A 16,809-nucleotide genomic window follows, 5' to 3' on the forward strand; every position below is an offset into this window, starting at 1 on the left:
GCATCCACTCCTATGGAAAAAATTGACATCAGTTTTATGAAGTTGATCGATAGAGACAGTTTGCAAGTTTCTTTTGCAGCGAGGCTAGACAGCCTTAAAAACACAGTTACTCTAGATTTTGAAAGACAAGAAGAACAAAAATACAACCTCACCATCTTCCCAGGGGCTGTAACTGACTTTTATGGTTCGCAAAATCCAGATACCCTTGATTATAACTTTACAACTAAAAAATCTACATCATTAGGTAATTTTATTATTACTCTTAATGGCGGCAATTCTTTTCCTGTTATTATTCAGGTGACTAAAAAAGACCTGAGTGTAGAAGCTGAGTTATCGGTAAATAAAAATGGGGTCTATGATTTCCTTTACCTCAATCCTGGAGACTATTACATCAGAGTTATTTACGACACCAACTCTAATGGTGCATACGACTCCGGGAATTTCTTAAAAGGCATACAACCAGAAGAAGTATTTTATAGTCCTGAATTGATTCAATTAAAAGCCAATTGGGACAGAAAGTACACGCTTAGTTTAAAGTAAAACTATCACGATCCTCTAGAAAGCGCAATTTAGAACGGTATGTATCGATTTCAGATTTGTGTATTTCTACCGTTTGAATCCCTTCTGTTTCCCATGGATGAGCAAGTAATTCCTGACCCAATACATGATAAACCTGAGAATGACCGTTATAAGTCATTCCCGTACCGTCTGTTCCCACTCTATTAACTCCTATGCAATAGCTCATGTTTTCAATCGCTCGCGCTTTTAAAAGTGCATCCCAAGCATTAATTCTAGGCACAGGCCAGTTAGCTACATAAATAACCACATCATAGTCTTCTGTATTCCGTGCAAAAACAGGAAAACGCAAGTCGTAACAGATCTGCAAGTTAAATTTCCAGCCTAAATATTCTGCTATTACAGGCTGTTTTCCACGATGATATACTTTGTGTTCACCAGCGAGTGTAAAGGCATGACGTTTGTCATAAATTGCAGAAGATCCATCAGGTCGCATAAAGATGCCACGATTTACATATTGATTTCCTTCTTGAAACATCACACTTCCATAGATGGCAAAATCCCCTTTAACAGCGTGATCTTTTAAATAATCTAAAATTCCGGAGTCACAAGCAAGACCCTCTGGCTTCATAGAAAAACCTGTAGTAAACATTTCTGGAAGTATCACAAGATCTGTTTTCCCATAAAGGGATTCTAATTTTTCAAAAAAGCGATCGAGATTTTTTTTGGGGTTTTCCCAAACTAATGATGCCTGTATTAAGGAAATGCTTAAAGAAGTCTTTTTCATGTGTGGGCGAAACTATTTTTTTTGTTTTCAGTCGCAGCTTTTTATACGAGAAAAAAAACTCTTTGACAACTACCTAAAAACCAGAACTTTGATGGTCAATCATAAATTATAGCTTTACTTATTCATCAAGTCCTCAATCTCTTCAGCTTCAATAGGAATATCTCTCATTAAATTAAAAGGAGCACCACTGTTGTTGATCACCACATCATCCTCCAAACGTATTCCAAAACCTTCTTCTGGAATATAAATCCCTGGTTCTACAGTAAAGACGTTTCCTGCCTGCATGGGTTCCCATAGAACTCCATAATCGTGCGTATCCAATCCCATGTGATGGGATGTCCCATGCATAAAATATTTTTTATAAGCTGGCCAGTTGGGATCCTCGTTTTGAACATCGGCTTTGTCGAGTAAACCTAGTTCTAGTAATTCTTTAGTCATTATGCTTCCTACCTCAACATGGTACTCTTTCCATAAAGTTCCTGGAACGAGCATTTTAGTAGCCTCATTTTTTACTCTAAGAACAGCATTATAAACCTGCTTCTGTCTATCGGTATAGCGTCCATTTACCGGTATGGTACGGGTCATGTCGCTAGAGTAATTGGCATACTGGGCACCTGCATCGATCAGCATCAGGTCGCCAGATTCCGCTTTTTGATTGTTTTCTATATAATGCAATACATTTGCGTTGTTTCCGCTCGCAATAATAGGGGTATAGGAAAATCCATCACTGCGCCTTCTTATAAACTCGTATAAAAATTCTGCTTCTACCTCATACTCCATAACACCAGGTTCTAAGAAGCCTAACACCCGGCGGAAACCTGCATTTGTTATATCACAAGCCTTTTGTAACAAATCGATCTCGATCTGATCTTTTACAGCACGTAATCTTTGAAGAATAGGGGCTGCTTTTGAATAATTATGTGCTGGAAATTGTGATTTAGCTTTCTTTATAAAACGGTCTTCCCGAGTTTCTAACTCCACAGACTGTCGGTAATGCTCATTGGTATTGAAATAAATGGTGTCGCATTGCGTCATCATTTCAAAAAACTTCTTATCAAAATCACTCAACCAGTAAACGGTCTTGATCCCAGTAACTTCTGTTGCTTTTTCCTTAGTTAATTTCGCTCCTTCCCAAACGGCAATATGCGCATTAGTCTCTGTCACAAAAAGCACTTCTCTATGAGCAGGGTCTGGACATTCTGGAAACAAAACTAAGATGGTATGTTCCTGATCTGCGCCACTTAAATAGAATATATCTCTATTTTGTGAAAACGGCAATGTACTGTCTGCTCCTGTAGTAAAAACATCGTTGGAATTAAAAACAGCAAGACTCGACGGCTTCATTTTGGCCGTGAAATTCTTTCGGTTTTTGATAAAAAGATTCGGGTTTATAGGATGGTATTTCATTGTAAGGTCTGTAAGTAAGTTTAAAAAGATGGCTAGAGATCACTTTCGCAATCAATCGAGTTCCACGGAAGCTTCTATTTTTTAAAGAAAACAGAAAGCAGTATTCCATAAATAGCAAGGTAAGAATAGACCACAAGACAGCAAAGGAAACTAGAGTTCATTAACAAATGAAATCACTCCAAGACCCTATATGAATTTAAAATTAAGAACGCTTCTTTTTCTTGCGGTTCTTAAGAAATGTAACCACTAATAATAAAACGATAAGAACGGTAACACCGATAATGAAATATCTTGCAGCTTCCATAGGTTTGGGTTTTGATTGGGTATTTAAAGTTATACTTTTTTCACCGATAAAAAAAACTATCATAATAATGAGATCGAGAATAGTTTTAGACAACGCCAAAATATAGGTAGGCCTTTTACATAAAGATAGATAGGATGCGTTTACATCCTAATTAAAACTCCTTTGCTCCGTCCCAGATAATTCGTTAAAACAAATTTTTGAGATAAAAAAGGGGGCAAAAAGAATGGTAACCAAATCGGATCGGATAGGTAAAACCGGTGTTCTTCAGAGGCGGGATTAATGCTGCCTCTTTTGATGATAGGTAGTGCACTTTATTCGTCCACAAAAACACCGTTCTCTGGTTTTGCAAAAGTCATAACGTCCATATTTGCAGCATCTACATCTACTTTAGTAAACACTCTTGGTGTTCCTTGTGGTACCGTTGGTTTATTCTGCTCTACTTTATACCAAATCAACTCTTGAGGAAGTAATAAACCATTTACTTCTTGCCATTTGTTGTATTTGATATAACTATATTGATCCGACTTCCCTTCTTTACCATAGGTAACGGTATAAGCGAGCCATTCCATTTTCTTATTTTCAGGGTGGTAATATATTATATAGTTATCATCTGGAGCATCTCCTATATTTGCTTGAAAGCCTATTTTAATCCCTGGATACGTAGTTCCCTGTATGTCTAACGGATTCACATCATTATAAATGATTCCATCATCTGCAACTATAAAAGGCATCGCATAAAAATAGAACATGAGGTTGTGATAAAAGCGAGCCCTTGCTTCTGGAAAATGAGTACTGTCTTGATCGATCCACACTTTACCGTCTTTAGAACCTATAGTATGCGTAGGTGATTTCACCACTATATCTCTAGTTTTTAAATCCGTAATGGTTTCTTGATCTCCCATTATATAAGTCAAGCTCTTCATTTCAGACCATTTTGAAAGACTTCCATGAGCGGTAAGAACATCTTGCAATCTGTCTGGATATTGAGATAGATCTACCATTTCTTTCTTTTCGGTTAATTCTTGATCGATAGCAACTTCATTTTTGTCTTCGGTTTTGCAGGACAAAATCAATGTCGTTACCAATACCGCTCGTATTGTATTCTTCATGTGTGAAAATTATAAAACCACATTGGGATTTTTATAGGGTTGTGGTAAAGCTACGTTTTTCAATTTAGTATGAAATATAAGACTGCCTCCCTAAAATCATGTTGCTTTATTAAAGGCTTTGCAAGGAGCATGTCCAAATGAAAAACAGTCTGCTCAGAGTTACTGAGAACCAAAAGAGCTTGAAGCGGTGTACTATTTGTTTAAATAGTTACATCACAAGAGCGTTGCAATATCGATTTATTTCCAGCATCGTAAACCCCATATTTGATTTACAGCCTAACTTAATAGTGCTTTCCTACCACCTTCTCGAACAGATGTAAACAATACCAATACTACTAGTTGACCTGTCCAATCTCAGGAGCAATTCCCAAAAATATTATAGAAACCAATAAGCACAGGAAACCTTCCCTTATGGAATAATGAAGAGGAACGTTAAAGGTTTTTCAAATTCGCCTTTCCTGTTCCAGTTCCAATTCAAAGTCCCTATCTTTAAACTCCAATTAAAAAATGCTTTATGAAAACCATTTTATCTTTTCTATGTATCAGTTCTTTGCTACTTTCAACAGCTCAAAATCTGCTGCCTTCTGATTCACAGGTGATTCAAAGCAGTTTGGAAAAAATGGAGCAAATGGCACAAACATCGCCATTTAAAAATCTTGTGTTTAAAAATATCGGACCGACTGTGATGTCTGGCCGTGTCGTTGATGTAGATATAAATCCAGCAGATCCTACAGAAATGCTAGTTGCTTATGCCAGCGGTGGATTATGGTATTCTACTAATAATGGAACCAGCTTTACTCCTATTATGGATAACGCCAGTACCATCAATCTAGGCGATATTGCTGTGGATTGGGATTCTAGAACCATATGGGCAGGAACAGGAGAAAACAACTCCAGTCGCAGTAGCTATGCAGGAATAGGCATATTAAAATCAACGGATTGGGGGAAAACATGGAATCCACCTATGTTAACCGATTCCCATCATATAGGCCGCATATTAATCGATCCTAAAGATACAGATCATGTTGTTGTCGCCGTTACTGGCCCTTTATACTCCGCCAGTGATCATCGGGGCATTTATACTACAAAAGATGGCGGCGCCAACTGGGAAAAAACACTGTTTGCTACAAATATGGCAGGTTTTATTGATCTAGCTGCCGCACCTGAAGATTTTAATGTCCTGTATACTGCCAGCTGGGAAAAAGACCGGAAGGCCTGGAATTTTGATGGCGATGGAGCAGCGAGTGCGATTTATAAAAGTACCGATGCAGGGGAATCTTGGACTAAAATAACAACAGCGACTAGCGGTTTTCCTATGGGAACTAATGTAGGACGTATAGGTCTTGCTGTATACGATGCCCGTACGGTTTATGCCATTCACGACTCACAATTTAGAAGAGCTAAAGAGGATGCAGGCACCAATAAAAAGGAAGGTCAAAACCTTTCTAAAGATGATTTTAAATCCATGTCCAAAGAGGATTTTCTCCAATTAGAGGACCAACGACTCAATGCTTTTTTAAAGCAAAATGGCTTTCAAGAAAAATACCGTGCAGAAAATGTAAAGAATATGGTACGTGCTGGAGATGCGACACCTCTAGACGTGGCAAAATACTTAGAAAATGCCAATACACAACTTTTTGACACACCCGTAAAGGGAGCAGAATTGTACCGTTCTAATGATGGAGGTACAACTTGGAACAAAACTCACGATAAACAAATTGACGGCGTATTCTACAGCTACGGTTATTATTTTGCTCAGGTTCGCGTAGATCCTAGCGATGTAGATCATGTGTATGTTATGGGCGTGCCTATCATCAAATCAGATGATGCTGGTAAAAGCTGGATGAGTATCTCTAAAGAAAATGTACATGCAGATCATCACGCTTTGTGGATAAATCCCAACAAACGAGGTCATCTTATCAACGGTAACGACGGTGGTCTTAATATCTCTTACGATGATGGTGCCACCTGGATCAAGAACAACTCGCCTGCTGTCGGTCAATTTTATGCTATTAACTTTGATATGGAACAACCCTACCATGTTTATGGCGGCTTGCAAGATAATGGTGTTTGGGTAGGTGCTCACGACGCTAGAGAAGACAGATCTTGGCACCAAAAAGGGCAGTATCCATGGGAAACTATAATGGGTGGCGATGGTATGCAAATCCAGATCGATTCTAGAAATAGCGACCTGGTTTATACAGGATACCAATTTGGGAATTATTATAGAATTGATAGAAATAAAGAGCAACAAACCTATATACAACCCAAGCATGAATTAGGAGAATCTCCGTACCGTTTCAACTGGCAAACTCCTATCCTATTGAGCTCCCACAATCAAGACATTCTTTATTTAGGCGGCAATAAACTTCACCGTTCTATGAATCAAGGTGATGACTGGACAGCTATCTCTCCAGATCTTACTCAAGGTGGCAAAGAAGGAAATGTAGCCTATGGAACACTGAGCTCTATCAGTGAATCTCCTTTTCAATTCGGTCTGATATATACCGGTTCTGATGATGGATTAGTTCAAATCACCAAAGACAGCGGTGCCAGCTGGAACTCCATCAAAGGAGACTGGCCAGCAAATTTATGGGTGAGTCGTGTGGTCTCTTCTCAACATAAAAAAGAACGTGTTTATGTCACCCTTAACGGTTATAGATTTGACGATTTTACTACCTACGTTTATAAAAGTGATGATTATGGACAGACCTGGAAATCTATAGGAGAAGCACTTCCTACTGCTCCAGCAAATGTCATTATTGAGCATCCTAAAAAGGGAAATATCCTTTTTGTAGGAACGGATAATGCGAGCTATATAAGTACCGATACCGGAGCTACTTGGGAACTATTAAATAACGGCATGCCACCAGTAGCCGTTCATGATATAAAAATACAGCCCGTGGCAAACGATCTGTTAATCGGGACACATGGTCGTTCTATTTATACCGCAAACCTGGATGCGCTAGAGTTGTTAAATGATAAAGGTTTCGCTTTCGCGAAAATCGATAAAACAAGAGCTTCTTCCAGATATGGATCTAAAGGCTTTATGTGGAGCAAAGAACCAGAGCCTAAAATTAAACTTTCTTTTTATACAAAAATGCCAGGAAAAGTAACCATAGAAGTCCTCAACGAAAAAGGGAAAACCATTTATGAAAATGCAATAACCACTGACCAAGGTTTGAACTTTTACAACTATGACGGTACGGTAGGAGCCTATGCATTAAAAAGATTTGACAAGGAACATCAACCAGAAAAAGCAGACAACGGAAAATACTATTTACCTAAAGGCACTTATTCTGTAAAATTATCTGGCAATTCTAGTACAACAGCACAAGAACTGATTGTAGAGTAAAAACCCTAGCCTAAACCTTCCCAAAAAGAAGGGATCTTTTGTGCTGCATTTATCTTTATGAAAAACTATGTATACCTCTTTTCCATTCTTATCGCGAGTTGCGCGGCTAACAAGTCAACTCAAAACGACACCACTTTTATGACAACTACCATCCAACTTGAAAATGAGCAAGTAACTATTGATTTATCCCAACCCATTGACATCAGTCTTGCCGTACAAAATAATGCAGGTGTAGGAGCTTGGTACATCGACCAGCCACAAATTAAATACGTGGAAGTAGATGGATATGTGGGCAATGTGAAATTGGGTGGCTCGACTAATTTTAATGACGTTAATTTTAACCCGCATAGTCATGGAACCCATACAGAATGTATAGGTCATATTACCGAAGGGTTTCACAGTGTGAATGATGCACTGGATGGAACTTTTTTTAAAGCTCAATTGATAAGTGTAACACCGCAAGAGCTGAATGGCGATCGAGTCATCAATGAATCGGTTGTTGCTCCTCTAGAAGCTGGAATCAATGCCGTTATTTTGCGTACGTTACCTAATTTAGAAAGTAAGAAAAGTAAAAATTACTCCAACAGCAATCCGCCATATGTAGCTGCTGAATTGATGTTACGCTTTCGCGAAAGCGGTATCCAACACCTACTCATCGATCTACCCAGTGTAGATAAAGAAAAAGACAATGGTGCACTGCTGGCTCATAAAGAATTTTGGGATTTTAATGGGCAGCAACGACTTGACGCCACCATTACAGAGTTGATTTATGTTCCTGAGGCAATACCAGACGGCCTCTATATGATAGATCTTCAAGTGGCACCTATAGAAAATGATGCAGCACCTTCTCGCCCCATTCTCTATAAGATATTTTAAATTTGTTTTAAAAATATGCCTTCCTCTTTCAGTGGCTGGCTTTAGCATAAAACACTTTATTTTTTAAGTAGTAAAAAAAGCAACAACGCGCCGTCTTAAGGGAAAACATGTAAAAAGAGGTCCTTGTTTCTATTAAAATGACAGGTGGTATTGCCACTCGTAAAGGGGCAACGCTAAATGGTACTGATTTGGTTCTCGATGAAGCTAAGGATAGTGAAAACGCTGTGAATAGTGAATTTAGAAATGTATATTTGATAAAAGTGATGTAATGGACGTACCAACAAGAAAAAAAGAATGTATTCAAGAGTTTCTAAAACTCGAAAGCACTGAAGCTATTTGTTCCTTTAAGGGAGTTTTGAAAAGCATGCGCAGCAGGACTTCTTTTAAAACTTAGAACCGCGACAATGGAAGAGTTAAGGGGTCTTTACTTTTAAAGAAAACTCAATTTCTAGTACGAAAGAAACTATTGCTTAACAAAAAAAAAATCAAATAGTTAGTTTACAAAAATTATAAGGTTATTTGAGTTGTAGATTCGGCCGTCTATACGGTAAATAATTGCGATGAATTTAATTCTAGACCCAACCAAAAACCACTAAAAAAATAGCGCTACATGCAAATAGACGAGATTAGAGAGTATTGCCTTGCTAAACAAGGAGTGACGGAAGAATTTCCTTTTGATAAAGTGACTCTCGTTTTTAAGGTGATGAATAAAATATTTTGTCTTGCCGCACTTGAAAAATGGGAACGTGGAGAAAAGACCATTAATTTAAAGTGCGATCCTAGAAAAGCGGTTGGACTGCGTGAAAAATACGATGGCACTGTAATAGGTGGTTTTCATTCCAATAAAAAACACTGGAATACCGTTTATACCGATCGTAATTTGCCGAGAAAAGAATTACTACACTTGATCAACCACAGTTATGATCTTGTAGTAGCACAACTGACTAACAAAGACAAAGAGCTTTTAAAGAGCCTCTGACAAAAGAGGAACAATCTCTGCGTGAGAAGACCAAAAACACAAAACAACTCAGATTGACGTGTAAGGGTTCAATTAATAACAAATAAAAACTACCTACTTGGAATCCAAACTCCACTCCTTTTATAAAGAGCGTATCGCTCAATTTACAAATTCCAGCAACCGACTTCAGAATCAGCTGCGACTGTCTAGCACGATCAGGTTTCTGGTATTTATTGCCGGTGCCGCAGCTGTATATTTCCTTTTTAATTACTGGCAATATGCACTTCTCACCGGATTTGTGTTTTTTGGTGTTTTTCTGTTTTTAGTTTCTCGACATGAGAATTTAAAACGAAAACGTGATTTCCAAATTGGCTTAAGAGATATTAACGGTAAAGAGTTGCAAATTCTAGATCGCGATTTTCAAGGATTTCCTTCTGGTAAAGAATTCTTAGAGGACGATCACGAATACAGTCGCGATATTGATCTTTTCGGCACAGGATCTTTATTTCAATACTTGAATAGAAGTGTTACCAAAGAGGGTGTGATCTCGCTTGCGCAACAACTCAACAGCAATGACATCACTGCGATAGAGGAAAAACAAGCAGCCATAAAGGAACTTGCTGAAAAAGTAGATTTTAGACAGGAATTTTGGGCAACAGCCACTTTGTTAGACCAGGAGCGCAATCCAAAATCTATGCTGAAATGGGTTAAAGGTTATAAGTCTTTTGTTCCTAAGGTCTTTTCTTGGTTGTGCTGGTTGTGGGTGGCATTGAGTATGACAACATTTACCCTGTATTTCTACGATCAGATTTCAGGCTATATTCCAGCAGCTGTATTTTTTATTGGTTTGGGAATTACAGGAAAATACTTGAAACAAATTACTGCCTTTTCTGGTAACATAAGCAGCTTAGAATTATTTTTTAGTCAGTACAGTCAGTTGGTTTTGGCCATTGAAAACGAGACTTTTAAAAGTGATGTATTAGTAGCTTTAAAGTCAACTATCACCACCTCTGGAGCTCCTGCATCAGCACGTTTTCATGATTTGGCACGAGCAATAGGCAGACTAGATCAGAGAAATAACATGCTGTTTGGCGTTTTGGCAAACGGTTTGGGACTTTGGGATTTAAAACAAGTACATACCATTGAAAACTGGCTGCAAGAGAATGCCAGCCCCATAGAAAGTTGGCTGCAAGCCGTTGCAGAGGTAGACGCTATGAGCTCGCTAGGTAATTTTGCTTACAATCATCCTGATTATACCTATCCTATCATTGAAGAAGGCGATTTTCAATTGAAAGCTACCCAAGCGCATCATCCATTATTAGATCCTAAGAAGTCCATAGGTAATGACATTGGTATTTCCTCAGGAGAATTCTTTATCATCACTGGGGCAAACATGGCTGGAAAAAGTACGTTCTTAAGAACCGTTTCCATGAAAATAGTGCTGTCTAACGTAGGTTTACCTGTTTGTGCACATCAGGCAAGTTACAGTCCTGTAAAGCTGATTACAAGCATGCGTACTAGCGATTCTTTAACTGACGACGAGTCTTACTTTTTCAGTGAATTAAAACGTTTGAAATACATCGTAGATAAAATAGAGACCGATAGGTATTTTATAGTTCTTGATGAGATTCTAAAAGGAACCAACAGTCAGGATAAAGCTAACGGTTCTCGCAAGCTCCTTGAAAAGCTCTCCAGGAAACATGCGACTGGAATTATCGCCACACACGATCTAAGCCTTACTGAGGTGGCTAACGAGTACGATACTATTTCCAACTACTTCTTTGATGCAGACATTACAAATGATGAGCTGACTTTTGATTATACGTTTAAGGATGGAATCGCTACCAATATGAATGCGAGTTTCTTATTGAGGAAAATGGGGATAGTAGATTAGTGGGTGAGTGAAAAATATGTTTTTAATTCAAAAAAAAATGTACTCCTTTATCAACTTTAAATTCTCTAACACACCAGCATCACTTTGCAAATTTATAAAATACATTCTTGGAGAACGTTTGCTCACATCTAGTTGCTGCTGATTTTTAAACGCTCCAAAAAACACTTCTTGTCGAGATAAAAAAATAATCATGTGAACTTGAAGTGAGTTTGTTTAGATTCATCAGAAACAGTTTAAAAGGTTTCAGGCCCCATTTATCCATTAAATTTCTAGCTATAAATATTAATCAAAAAGTATGAAAATGAGTTTTTATACCGAGTCGCGTATGTGTTTTATCGATGAACAAGGTTGTAATATCATTCTCTCAACAGACTAATCTTATTAAAAACATCATAAATCACAATCCCAGCACAAACAGAAATGTTTAAACTGTGTTTGGTACCAAACTGGTCTAATTCTATGACTTCTTTACAGGAATCTACCACTTCTTGCTGGACGCCTTTTACCTCGTTCCCCAAAACGATGGCTACTTTCTCCCCTTTGGCAGGTGAAAAATTGTACAGATTTTGGGAGCGCTCTGCTTGTTCAATCGCGCAGGTAGTATACCCTTCTTGATTGAGTTTATTTACTATGTCAATAGTGTGTTCTAGATATTCCCAGTCTATGGTTTCTGTCGCGCCTAATGCTGTCTTTCTAATGTCTTTATGTGGTGGTTGTGCTGTAATACCACATAAATAGACTTTCTCTACACGATATGCGTCTGCACTGCGGAAAATGGATCCTATATTATTTAAACTACGCACATTATCCAATACGATGACCAAAGGCGTTTTTTCACTTTCTTTATAACCTTGAGGGGAAAGGCGATCTAATTCTTCGTTTAGGAGTTTTCTCATCTTTCAAATATAAGAAGATGTCTTTATGAAAGGAACTCTAAGCATTTAGGTTTTCGGAGAATATAGTGTTTTGCGTATCCTATTTTAAAGGAGTACCACAGAGGCTATTATTATTCTGCTTTCGCGAAAGCGGAATAATAATCAGCGTATAAAAAAAGGACAAGCTTAAGGCTCTCCTTTTTTTATACTTTGAACTATCTGCTACAAGTTTACAGCAGGACAATTACAACTCCATCTGTCTTTTTTACATAAGAAGTCAATTCCAAGTGTAATCTGATGAAAACCACCATTAGAAAAGCGAATATCTCCAAACTGATAACTGTAGTTATATCCAAAGGTAAACTCATTGTACTTGATTCCAAAAATAGGAGAAAGAAGAGATAAGTTTTGTTCTTGAACGCTATTTCCATCGAGATATTCGGCACCGTCAAAACTCTGACGGTAAGAAAGTCCCAAGTAAAGAACGCTGTTCTCGTTAAGGTCGTAATAAGCCTTTGCATTAATGTCCATAAATTGCTCTGCTGTTCGATCGGTACGCTGATACAAAAAAGATGGCTCAAATTGCCAGTCGCTATTGCGGGGTGCAAAAAGGTACCCTAAAGTTGTTAAGTAACGACGCTGGTTATTGCTTTCAAAACCTTCAGAATATATCTCACGGTTCTGAAAAACAGCATTTTTAACAGTAAAATGCGCATAAAACTCTTTAAAGAAATAAGACATTCCTATATCCACATTTAAATAGGTATCACTTCTAAGTACCCCAGTTATGATGGGATCAAAATCATTACGATCAAAGTCAGACTCATCAAGTCTACTTTGAACCATACCAGCACTCATACCAAAAGAAAGTCGGTTTAAATCTTCATAACCACCGCCTACTTGAAGATGGTACGCATAGGAGAGGTAAGCACCTGTTTGCGAGTGGTACCCATTTTTATCATTAAATAAGATAGCTCCTACACCACTGTTCTCTCCAACTCCTGTGTTAAAACTCAATGTCTGTAAATTAGGGGCATCTGCCTGATCAAACCATTGCTGTCTGACCGTACCTCTTATTTTACCACAAGCTGCCGCACCTGCCATAGAGGGGTGAATAAGATAATAATTATCAGTTAAATAATCTAAATAAACTGGAACTCCTTCTTGTGCAATGGCCATCTGACCAGTAAAAACGACAGCGAGTACAATGAATAGTTTCTTCATGTTTAGTTTTATGTGACTTACTAATGCCAAAAGCATTAAAATGGTTATATCTGTTGTATTGATCTGTCAATTACCTTAAAATTTAACAAAACCTTGTTTGGGCGCATCCTCAAAATAATCGACTATTTTTTAAAAGTCAATTAAAATTCGAAAGTTCCCAAATATATAGATTTTTGGTATAGGATTATGAATAATACGAATTATGTTCGGACAGTATAGCATTAATCCTATAATAAGGACCCGATTATTCCTGTTATCGATTATAAAATACCATTTATAGTTATTATCGATGATTTAAATGACCTGTTATCCTTATTGCTAAGCTTATCTTTGTCATTAATTATAACAATTATGGATAAGCATCAAATAAATATAATTTCTACCAGTAACGAAGCGATCGTTAAATTTGAAAGCAATCATTTTCTTGTAAAAAATCACAGTTACGAATTTAAAAATACTGACGAGGCGAAATCTTCTCCTCTTGCCCAACAATTATTTTACCTGCCTTTTGTGAAAACGGTTTATATAGCGCAAAATTTTATCGCTATAGAACGTTATGATATCGTTTCCTGGGAAGACGTACAAAATGAAATTTCAGAACAGATACAAGAATATCTGAATAGCGGCAAGCCTCTTGTGAAAACTGATGGTGAAAAAAAGCAAGTGCCAGTAACCGTCTATGCTGAAACAACACCTAATCCAAATTCGATGAAGTTTGTAGCAAATAAAAAACTCACCGTTAATAGCAAAGAGTTTAAAAGCATCAATGATACTGAGCCAGACACATTATCGAGAGGATTGTATTCATTTCCTTTTATAAAAGAACTTTATATTGATGAAAACTATATTTCTATTCAAAAACACGATGTGACTACCTGGGAGGAAGTTACTCATGAAGTGCGGTCTTTTATTAGAGAAACTCTCGAAAGTGGTAAAGATATAGGAGAAACAAAATACCAAAGTACAGCCATAGTTAAAGAAAAAGGGGAATCTGTGGACTTACCTAAATTTGAAAATCTAGATAATATTTCTAAGAAAATAGTTGAAATCCTAGACGAGTATATAAAACCAGCAGTAGCTAATGATGGCGGTAATATCGTTTTTGAAGGTTATGAAGAAAGTAATGGCGAGGTTCGTGTAATCCTTCAAGGAGCTTGCAGCGGCTGTCCTTCTTCTACTATGACCTTACGTAATGGAATTGAAAGTATGCTTAAAGAAATGATCCCTGGTAAAATAGAGCGAGTAGTTGCCCTAAACGGGTAAATGTTGCGAGTTTTATAACTGAGAATAATAAAACATACCACCATCAAGGTTTTAGGTTATTGAGTTCGTAGTTAACAGCGATAAAACTTGTAAAAAGGTACTCATAATGTGGTTGCACATGATTTTAAAAGCGCAAAAAACATAAACTCTGTTTATCGTCAATGAGAGCAGTGATAACCTAAAAGACAGTAAAATTTCTGAGTATCGCGTGAATGTGAAAATTACTTTAAAGGTAAAATAATTCTAACCAGCCTTAAACTCTTTGAGATAAAAAGGTTCAAAATAAGCAACATCTTCGGTGTCCTTTATTTTGAACTTTTCTATGGCAAGATCGCATATAGTCAGGGCTGTAGGATTTGAAGTTATATATAAATGCTGTTCTTCTTTTATCAACGCTCTAAACTTTTCTACTCCAGTACCTATAAAAGTGACCTTTCTGTCAAGGATTAGACCTTTTTCTTCGGGAGCACGAAATTGAGAAAAACTTTCTCCATCCAATAGTATTGCAGACACGTTTTGCACTTGATCATCGCCATGAAAAACAGAACCATAAACTTCCATCCTTCTTGCGTCCAGCATTGCGATGGTTATGCCAGACGCTGTATTTTGCTTGCTCAAGGACTTTAAAGTGCTAATGGCAATCATAGGAATTTCTAACGCATAGCACAATCCTTTTGCCGAGGCGACTCCTATACGCAATCCTGTATATGAACCGGGTCCTTCACTAACTGCAACAGCATCAAGGTCTTTTGTCGAAAAATTATTGCGCGCTAAAATATCTTTGATATATACATGTAAACGTTCTCCATGACTATATGCATCACTATTATCCTCTAATACATCAAGACAGTTGAGCACTCCATACTTGTTTGCAAAACCTCCGTTCTCTACCGCTAATGCTACAGAACAATTGGTAGACGTAGTTTCTATGCATAAAACTAAAGACATAACTATTGTTCTTTGGCTTCTTCTGAAGTGGTTTCTTTGGACTCTTTATCTTTTTTTGAATTTATGAGCTTTCCTGACTTTAAAGTTTTCGTGACCGTTCGATAAGGCCCTGTAATTACTCTTTCCCCTTTTTCAAGTCCGGTAAGCACCACTATATTTTTATCATCTTGAATACCTGTAGTAATCACTCTTAATTTTGCTTTGCCATTTTCTTCTAAATAAATACATTCAAACTTTTGCTCGCTCATAGAAACATCTCGAGATTTTTCTTTGCTCTCGATAGTATCGTTCTTTATAACAATAGAACTGATGGGTATGGCAATAACAGCCTTATTTTCTCTAGTAACGATATCAACAGTCGCGGTCATTCCTGGCTTGAATGGGCTATAATTTTCACTCTTCCCTTCTGTGAGTTTTTGGTAACTTCTTGGTAAGATTCTTACTTTTACCTTAAAATTAGTTACTTGATCTGCACTTAGTGTTCCAGTAGCTGTATTTGCAATTTCAGTTACCTCTCCTTTAAATTTTCTTTTTAAATAAGCATCTACTTCAACAATAGCCTTATCTCCTACTTGTATCTTTACAATGTCGTTCTCATTAACGTCTACTTCAACTTCCATTTGAGAAAGATCTGCAACGCGCAGTAATTCTGTCCCTGCCATTTGTTGCGTTCCTACTACTCTTTCCCCCAACTCTACAGCCAATAATGATATAGTTCCTGACATGGGTGCAAAGATGCTAGTGCGTGCTAAATTGTCTGTGGCTTCGTTAACTGTTGCTCCAGCACTTTTAACTGAAAAATAGGCAGATCGCTCTGCTGCTTTTGCTCTTTCATAAGATGCTGTAGAAGTATCAAACTCTGACTGTGAGATGACTCCTTTATTAAAAAGCTGTGAAGCTCGTTGAAAATTTGCTTTCGCTTCAACAAGACTTGCTTTTGCTTGCTCAAATCCTGCTTTTGTATTAGCCAGTCCTGCTCTAGACCTACTCACACTAGATTGTAACAAATCTGGATTAATTTTAGCTAGAAGATCTCCTTTTTGAACGGCTTGTCCTTCTCTTATAGGTAATTCGATGATTTCTCCAGGAACTTCAGGCGAGATACTTACCTCCACTTCTGGTTTAATCTTACCCGTAGCGCTTACCGTCTCTGTTATATCCATAGTGGCAACATCCATTACTTCTACGAGAATTCCTTCGTCACTGTTTGCGGCAACTATTTTGTATCCAAAATAACCCAACACCGAAACGGCGACTGCGATTATTATAATAATTATTACCTTTTTCATGATT

13 protein-coding genes and 1 pseudogene are annotated in these 16,809 nt (G+C 37.5%); 7 read left to right on the forward strand and 7 right to left on the reverse strand.

The genetic code is table 11. From position 1 onward, the window contains the following. Nucleotides 1–540, forward strand: a pseudogene (locus tag ACJAT0_RS04745) (hypothetical protein); the annotation flags it as partial. Here ACJAT0_RS04745 and ACJAT0_RS04750 read toward each other — a convergent pair. From ACJAT0_RS04750 to ACJAT0_RS04760, 3 genes are all read right to left on the reverse strand, one after another. Then, nucleotides 527–1,303 (reverse strand): nitrilase family protein, encoded by a 777-nt coding sequence (locus ACJAT0_RS04750; RefSeq protein ID WP_374004213.1) that lies wholly within the window; start codon nt 1,301–1,303, stop codon nt 527–529. The pseudogene ACJAT0_RS04745 and the gene ACJAT0_RS04750 overlap by 14 nt on opposite strands. A gap of 114 nt (nt 1,304–1,417) precedes the next feature. After that, complete coding sequence (locus ACJAT0_RS04755; protein ID WP_415180730.1) at nt 1,418–2,710, reverse strand: aminopeptidase P family protein; 1,293 nt, start codon at nt 2,708–2,710, stop codon at nt 1,418–1,420. 615 nt (nt 2,711–3,325) lie between these two features. Next, the gene (locus ACJAT0_RS04760) at nt 3,326–4,123 is read right to left on the reverse strand and encodes a DUF6503 family protein (protein ID WP_415180731.1); all 798 of its coding nucleotides are present in this window, start codon (nt 4,121–4,123) and stop codon (nt 3,326–3,328) included. Nucleotides 4,124–4,637: 514 nt separating this feature from the next. On the opposite strand from ACJAT0_RS04760, the gene ACJAT0_RS04765 reads away from it, so the two are divergent. The 5 genes from ACJAT0_RS04765 to ACJAT0_RS04785 all read left to right on the forward strand — a co-directional run bounded on the left by ACJAT0_RS04765 (nt 4,638) and on the right by ACJAT0_RS04785 (nt 11,206). Beyond that, nucleotides 4,638–7,478 (forward strand): WD40/YVTN/BNR-like repeat-containing protein, encoded by a 2,841-nt coding sequence (locus tag ACJAT0_RS04765; protein WP_415180732.1) that lies wholly within the window; start codon nt 4,638–4,640, stop codon nt 7,476–7,478. A 57-nt stretch (nt 7,479–7,535) separates the two neighbouring features. Then, nucleotides 7,536–8,354: a cyclase family protein gene (locus ACJAT0_RS04770; RefSeq protein ID WP_415180733.1), complete on the forward strand. Its 819-nt coding sequence runs from the start codon at nt 7,536–7,538 to the stop codon at nt 8,352–8,354. Nucleotides 8,355–8,491: 137 nt separating this feature from the next. After that, entirely contained in the window at nt 8,492–8,623 is a 132-nt protein-coding gene (locus tag ACJAT0_RS04775; protein ID WP_415180734.1) for a hypothetical protein, read from the forward strand. A gap of 341 nt (nt 8,624–8,964) precedes the next feature. Next, a complete protein-coding gene (locus ACJAT0_RS04780; protein ID WP_415180735.1) occupies nt 8,965–9,333 on the forward strand; it encodes an MmcQ/YjbR family DNA-binding protein in 369 nt (122 codons plus the stop codon). A 97-nt stretch (nt 9,334–9,430) separates the two neighbouring features. After that, complete coding sequence (locus tag ACJAT0_RS04785) at nt 9,431–11,206, forward strand: MutS-related protein (RefSeq protein ID WP_415180736.1); 1,776 nt, start codon at nt 9,431–9,433, stop codon at nt 11,204–11,206. A gap of 356 nt (nt 11,207–11,562) precedes the next feature. On the opposite strand, the gene ACJAT0_RS04790 is transcribed toward ACJAT0_RS04785, so the two are convergent. Next, nucleotides 11,563–12,102, reverse strand: a complete 540-nt coding sequence (locus ACJAT0_RS04790; protein ID WP_415180737.1) for an RNA methyltransferase — start codon at nt 12,100–12,102, stop codon at nt 11,563–11,565. A 201-nt stretch (nt 12,103–12,303) separates the two neighbouring features. After that, nucleotides 12,304–13,305 (reverse strand): type IX secretion system membrane protein PorP/SprF, encoded by a 1,002-nt coding sequence (locus ACJAT0_RS04795; protein WP_415180738.1) that lies wholly within the window; start codon nt 13,303–13,305, stop codon nt 12,304–12,306. Nucleotides 13,306–13,656: 351 nt separating this feature from the next. On the opposite strand from ACJAT0_RS04795, the gene ACJAT0_RS04800 reads away from it, so the two are divergent. Beyond that, the gene (locus ACJAT0_RS04800; protein ID WP_415180739.1) at nt 13,657–14,568 is read left to right on the forward strand and encodes a NifU family protein; all 912 of its coding nucleotides are present in this window, start codon (nt 13,657–13,659) and stop codon (nt 14,566–14,568) included. A gap of 243 nt (nt 14,569–14,811) precedes the next feature. Here ACJAT0_RS04800 and tsaB read toward each other — a convergent pair whose 3' ends face one another. Both tsaB and ACJAT0_RS04810 read right to left on the reverse strand, forming a co-directional pair. Further along, entirely contained in the window at nt 14,812–15,516 is a 705-nt protein-coding gene (gene tsaB, locus ACJAT0_RS04805) for a tRNA (adenosine(37)-N6)-threonylcarbamoyltransferase complex dimerization subunit type 1 TsaB (protein WP_374004203.1), read from the reverse strand. A 2-nt stretch (nt 15,517–15,518) separates the two neighbouring features. Next, nucleotides 15,519–16,805, reverse strand: coding sequence for an efflux RND transporter periplasmic adaptor subunit (locus ACJAT0_RS04810; RefSeq protein ID WP_415180740.1), 1,287 nt, complete (start codon nt 16,803–16,805; stop codon nt 15,519–15,521). Between the last annotated feature and the right edge of the window lie 4 nt (nt 16,806–16,809).

The sequence above is a fragment of the Nonlabens sp. genome (assembly GCF_047636915.1).
Lineage (GTDB): Bacteria > Bacteroidota > Bacteroidia > Flavobacteriales > Flavobacteriaceae > Nonlabens.

Coding starts and splice junctions, on each gene's coding strand:
- ACJAT0_RS04800 (WP_415180739.1), top strand. CDS start 13,657: ATGGATAAGCATCAAATAAATATAATTTCTACCAGTAACGAAGCGATC.
- ACJAT0_RS04750 (WP_374004213.1), bottom strand. CDS start 1,303: ATGAAAAAGACTTCTTTAAGCATTTCCTTAATACAGGCATCATTAGTT.
- ACJAT0_RS04760 (WP_415180731.1), bottom strand. CDS start 4,123: ATGAAGAATACAATACGAGCGGTATTGGTAACGACATTGATTTTGTCC.
- ACJAT0_RS04810 (WP_415180740.1), bottom strand. CDS start 16,805: ATGAAAAAGGTAATAATTATTATAATAATCGCAGTCGCCGTTTCGGTG.
- tsaB (WP_374004203.1), bottom strand. CDS start 15,516: ATGTCTTTAGTTTTATGCATAGAAACTACGTCTACCAATTGTTCTGTA.
- ACJAT0_RS04755 (WP_415180730.1), bottom strand. CDS start 2,710: ATGAAATACCATCCTATAAACCCGAATCTTTTTATCAAAAACCGAAAG.
- ACJAT0_RS04795 (WP_415180738.1), bottom strand. CDS start 13,305: ATGAAGAAACTATTCATTGTACTCGCTGTCGTTTTTACTGGTCAGATG.
- ACJAT0_RS04790 (WP_415180737.1), bottom strand. CDS start 12,102: ATGAGAAAACTCCTAAACGAAGAATTAGATCGCCTTTCCCCTCAAGGT.
- ACJAT0_RS04775 (WP_415180734.1), top strand. CDS start 8,492: ATGACAGGTGGTATTGCCACTCGTAAAGGGGCAACGCTAAATGGTACT.
- ACJAT0_RS04765 (WP_415180732.1), top strand. CDS start 4,638: ATGAAAACCATTTTATCTTTTCTATGTATCAGTTCTTTGCTACTTTCA.
- ACJAT0_RS04780 (WP_415180735.1), top strand. CDS start 8,965: ATGCAAATAGACGAGATTAGAGAGTATTGCCTTGCTAAACAAGGAGTG.
- ACJAT0_RS04770 (WP_415180733.1), top strand. CDS start 7,536: ATGAAAAACTATGTATACCTCTTTTCCATTCTTATCGCGAGTTGCGCG.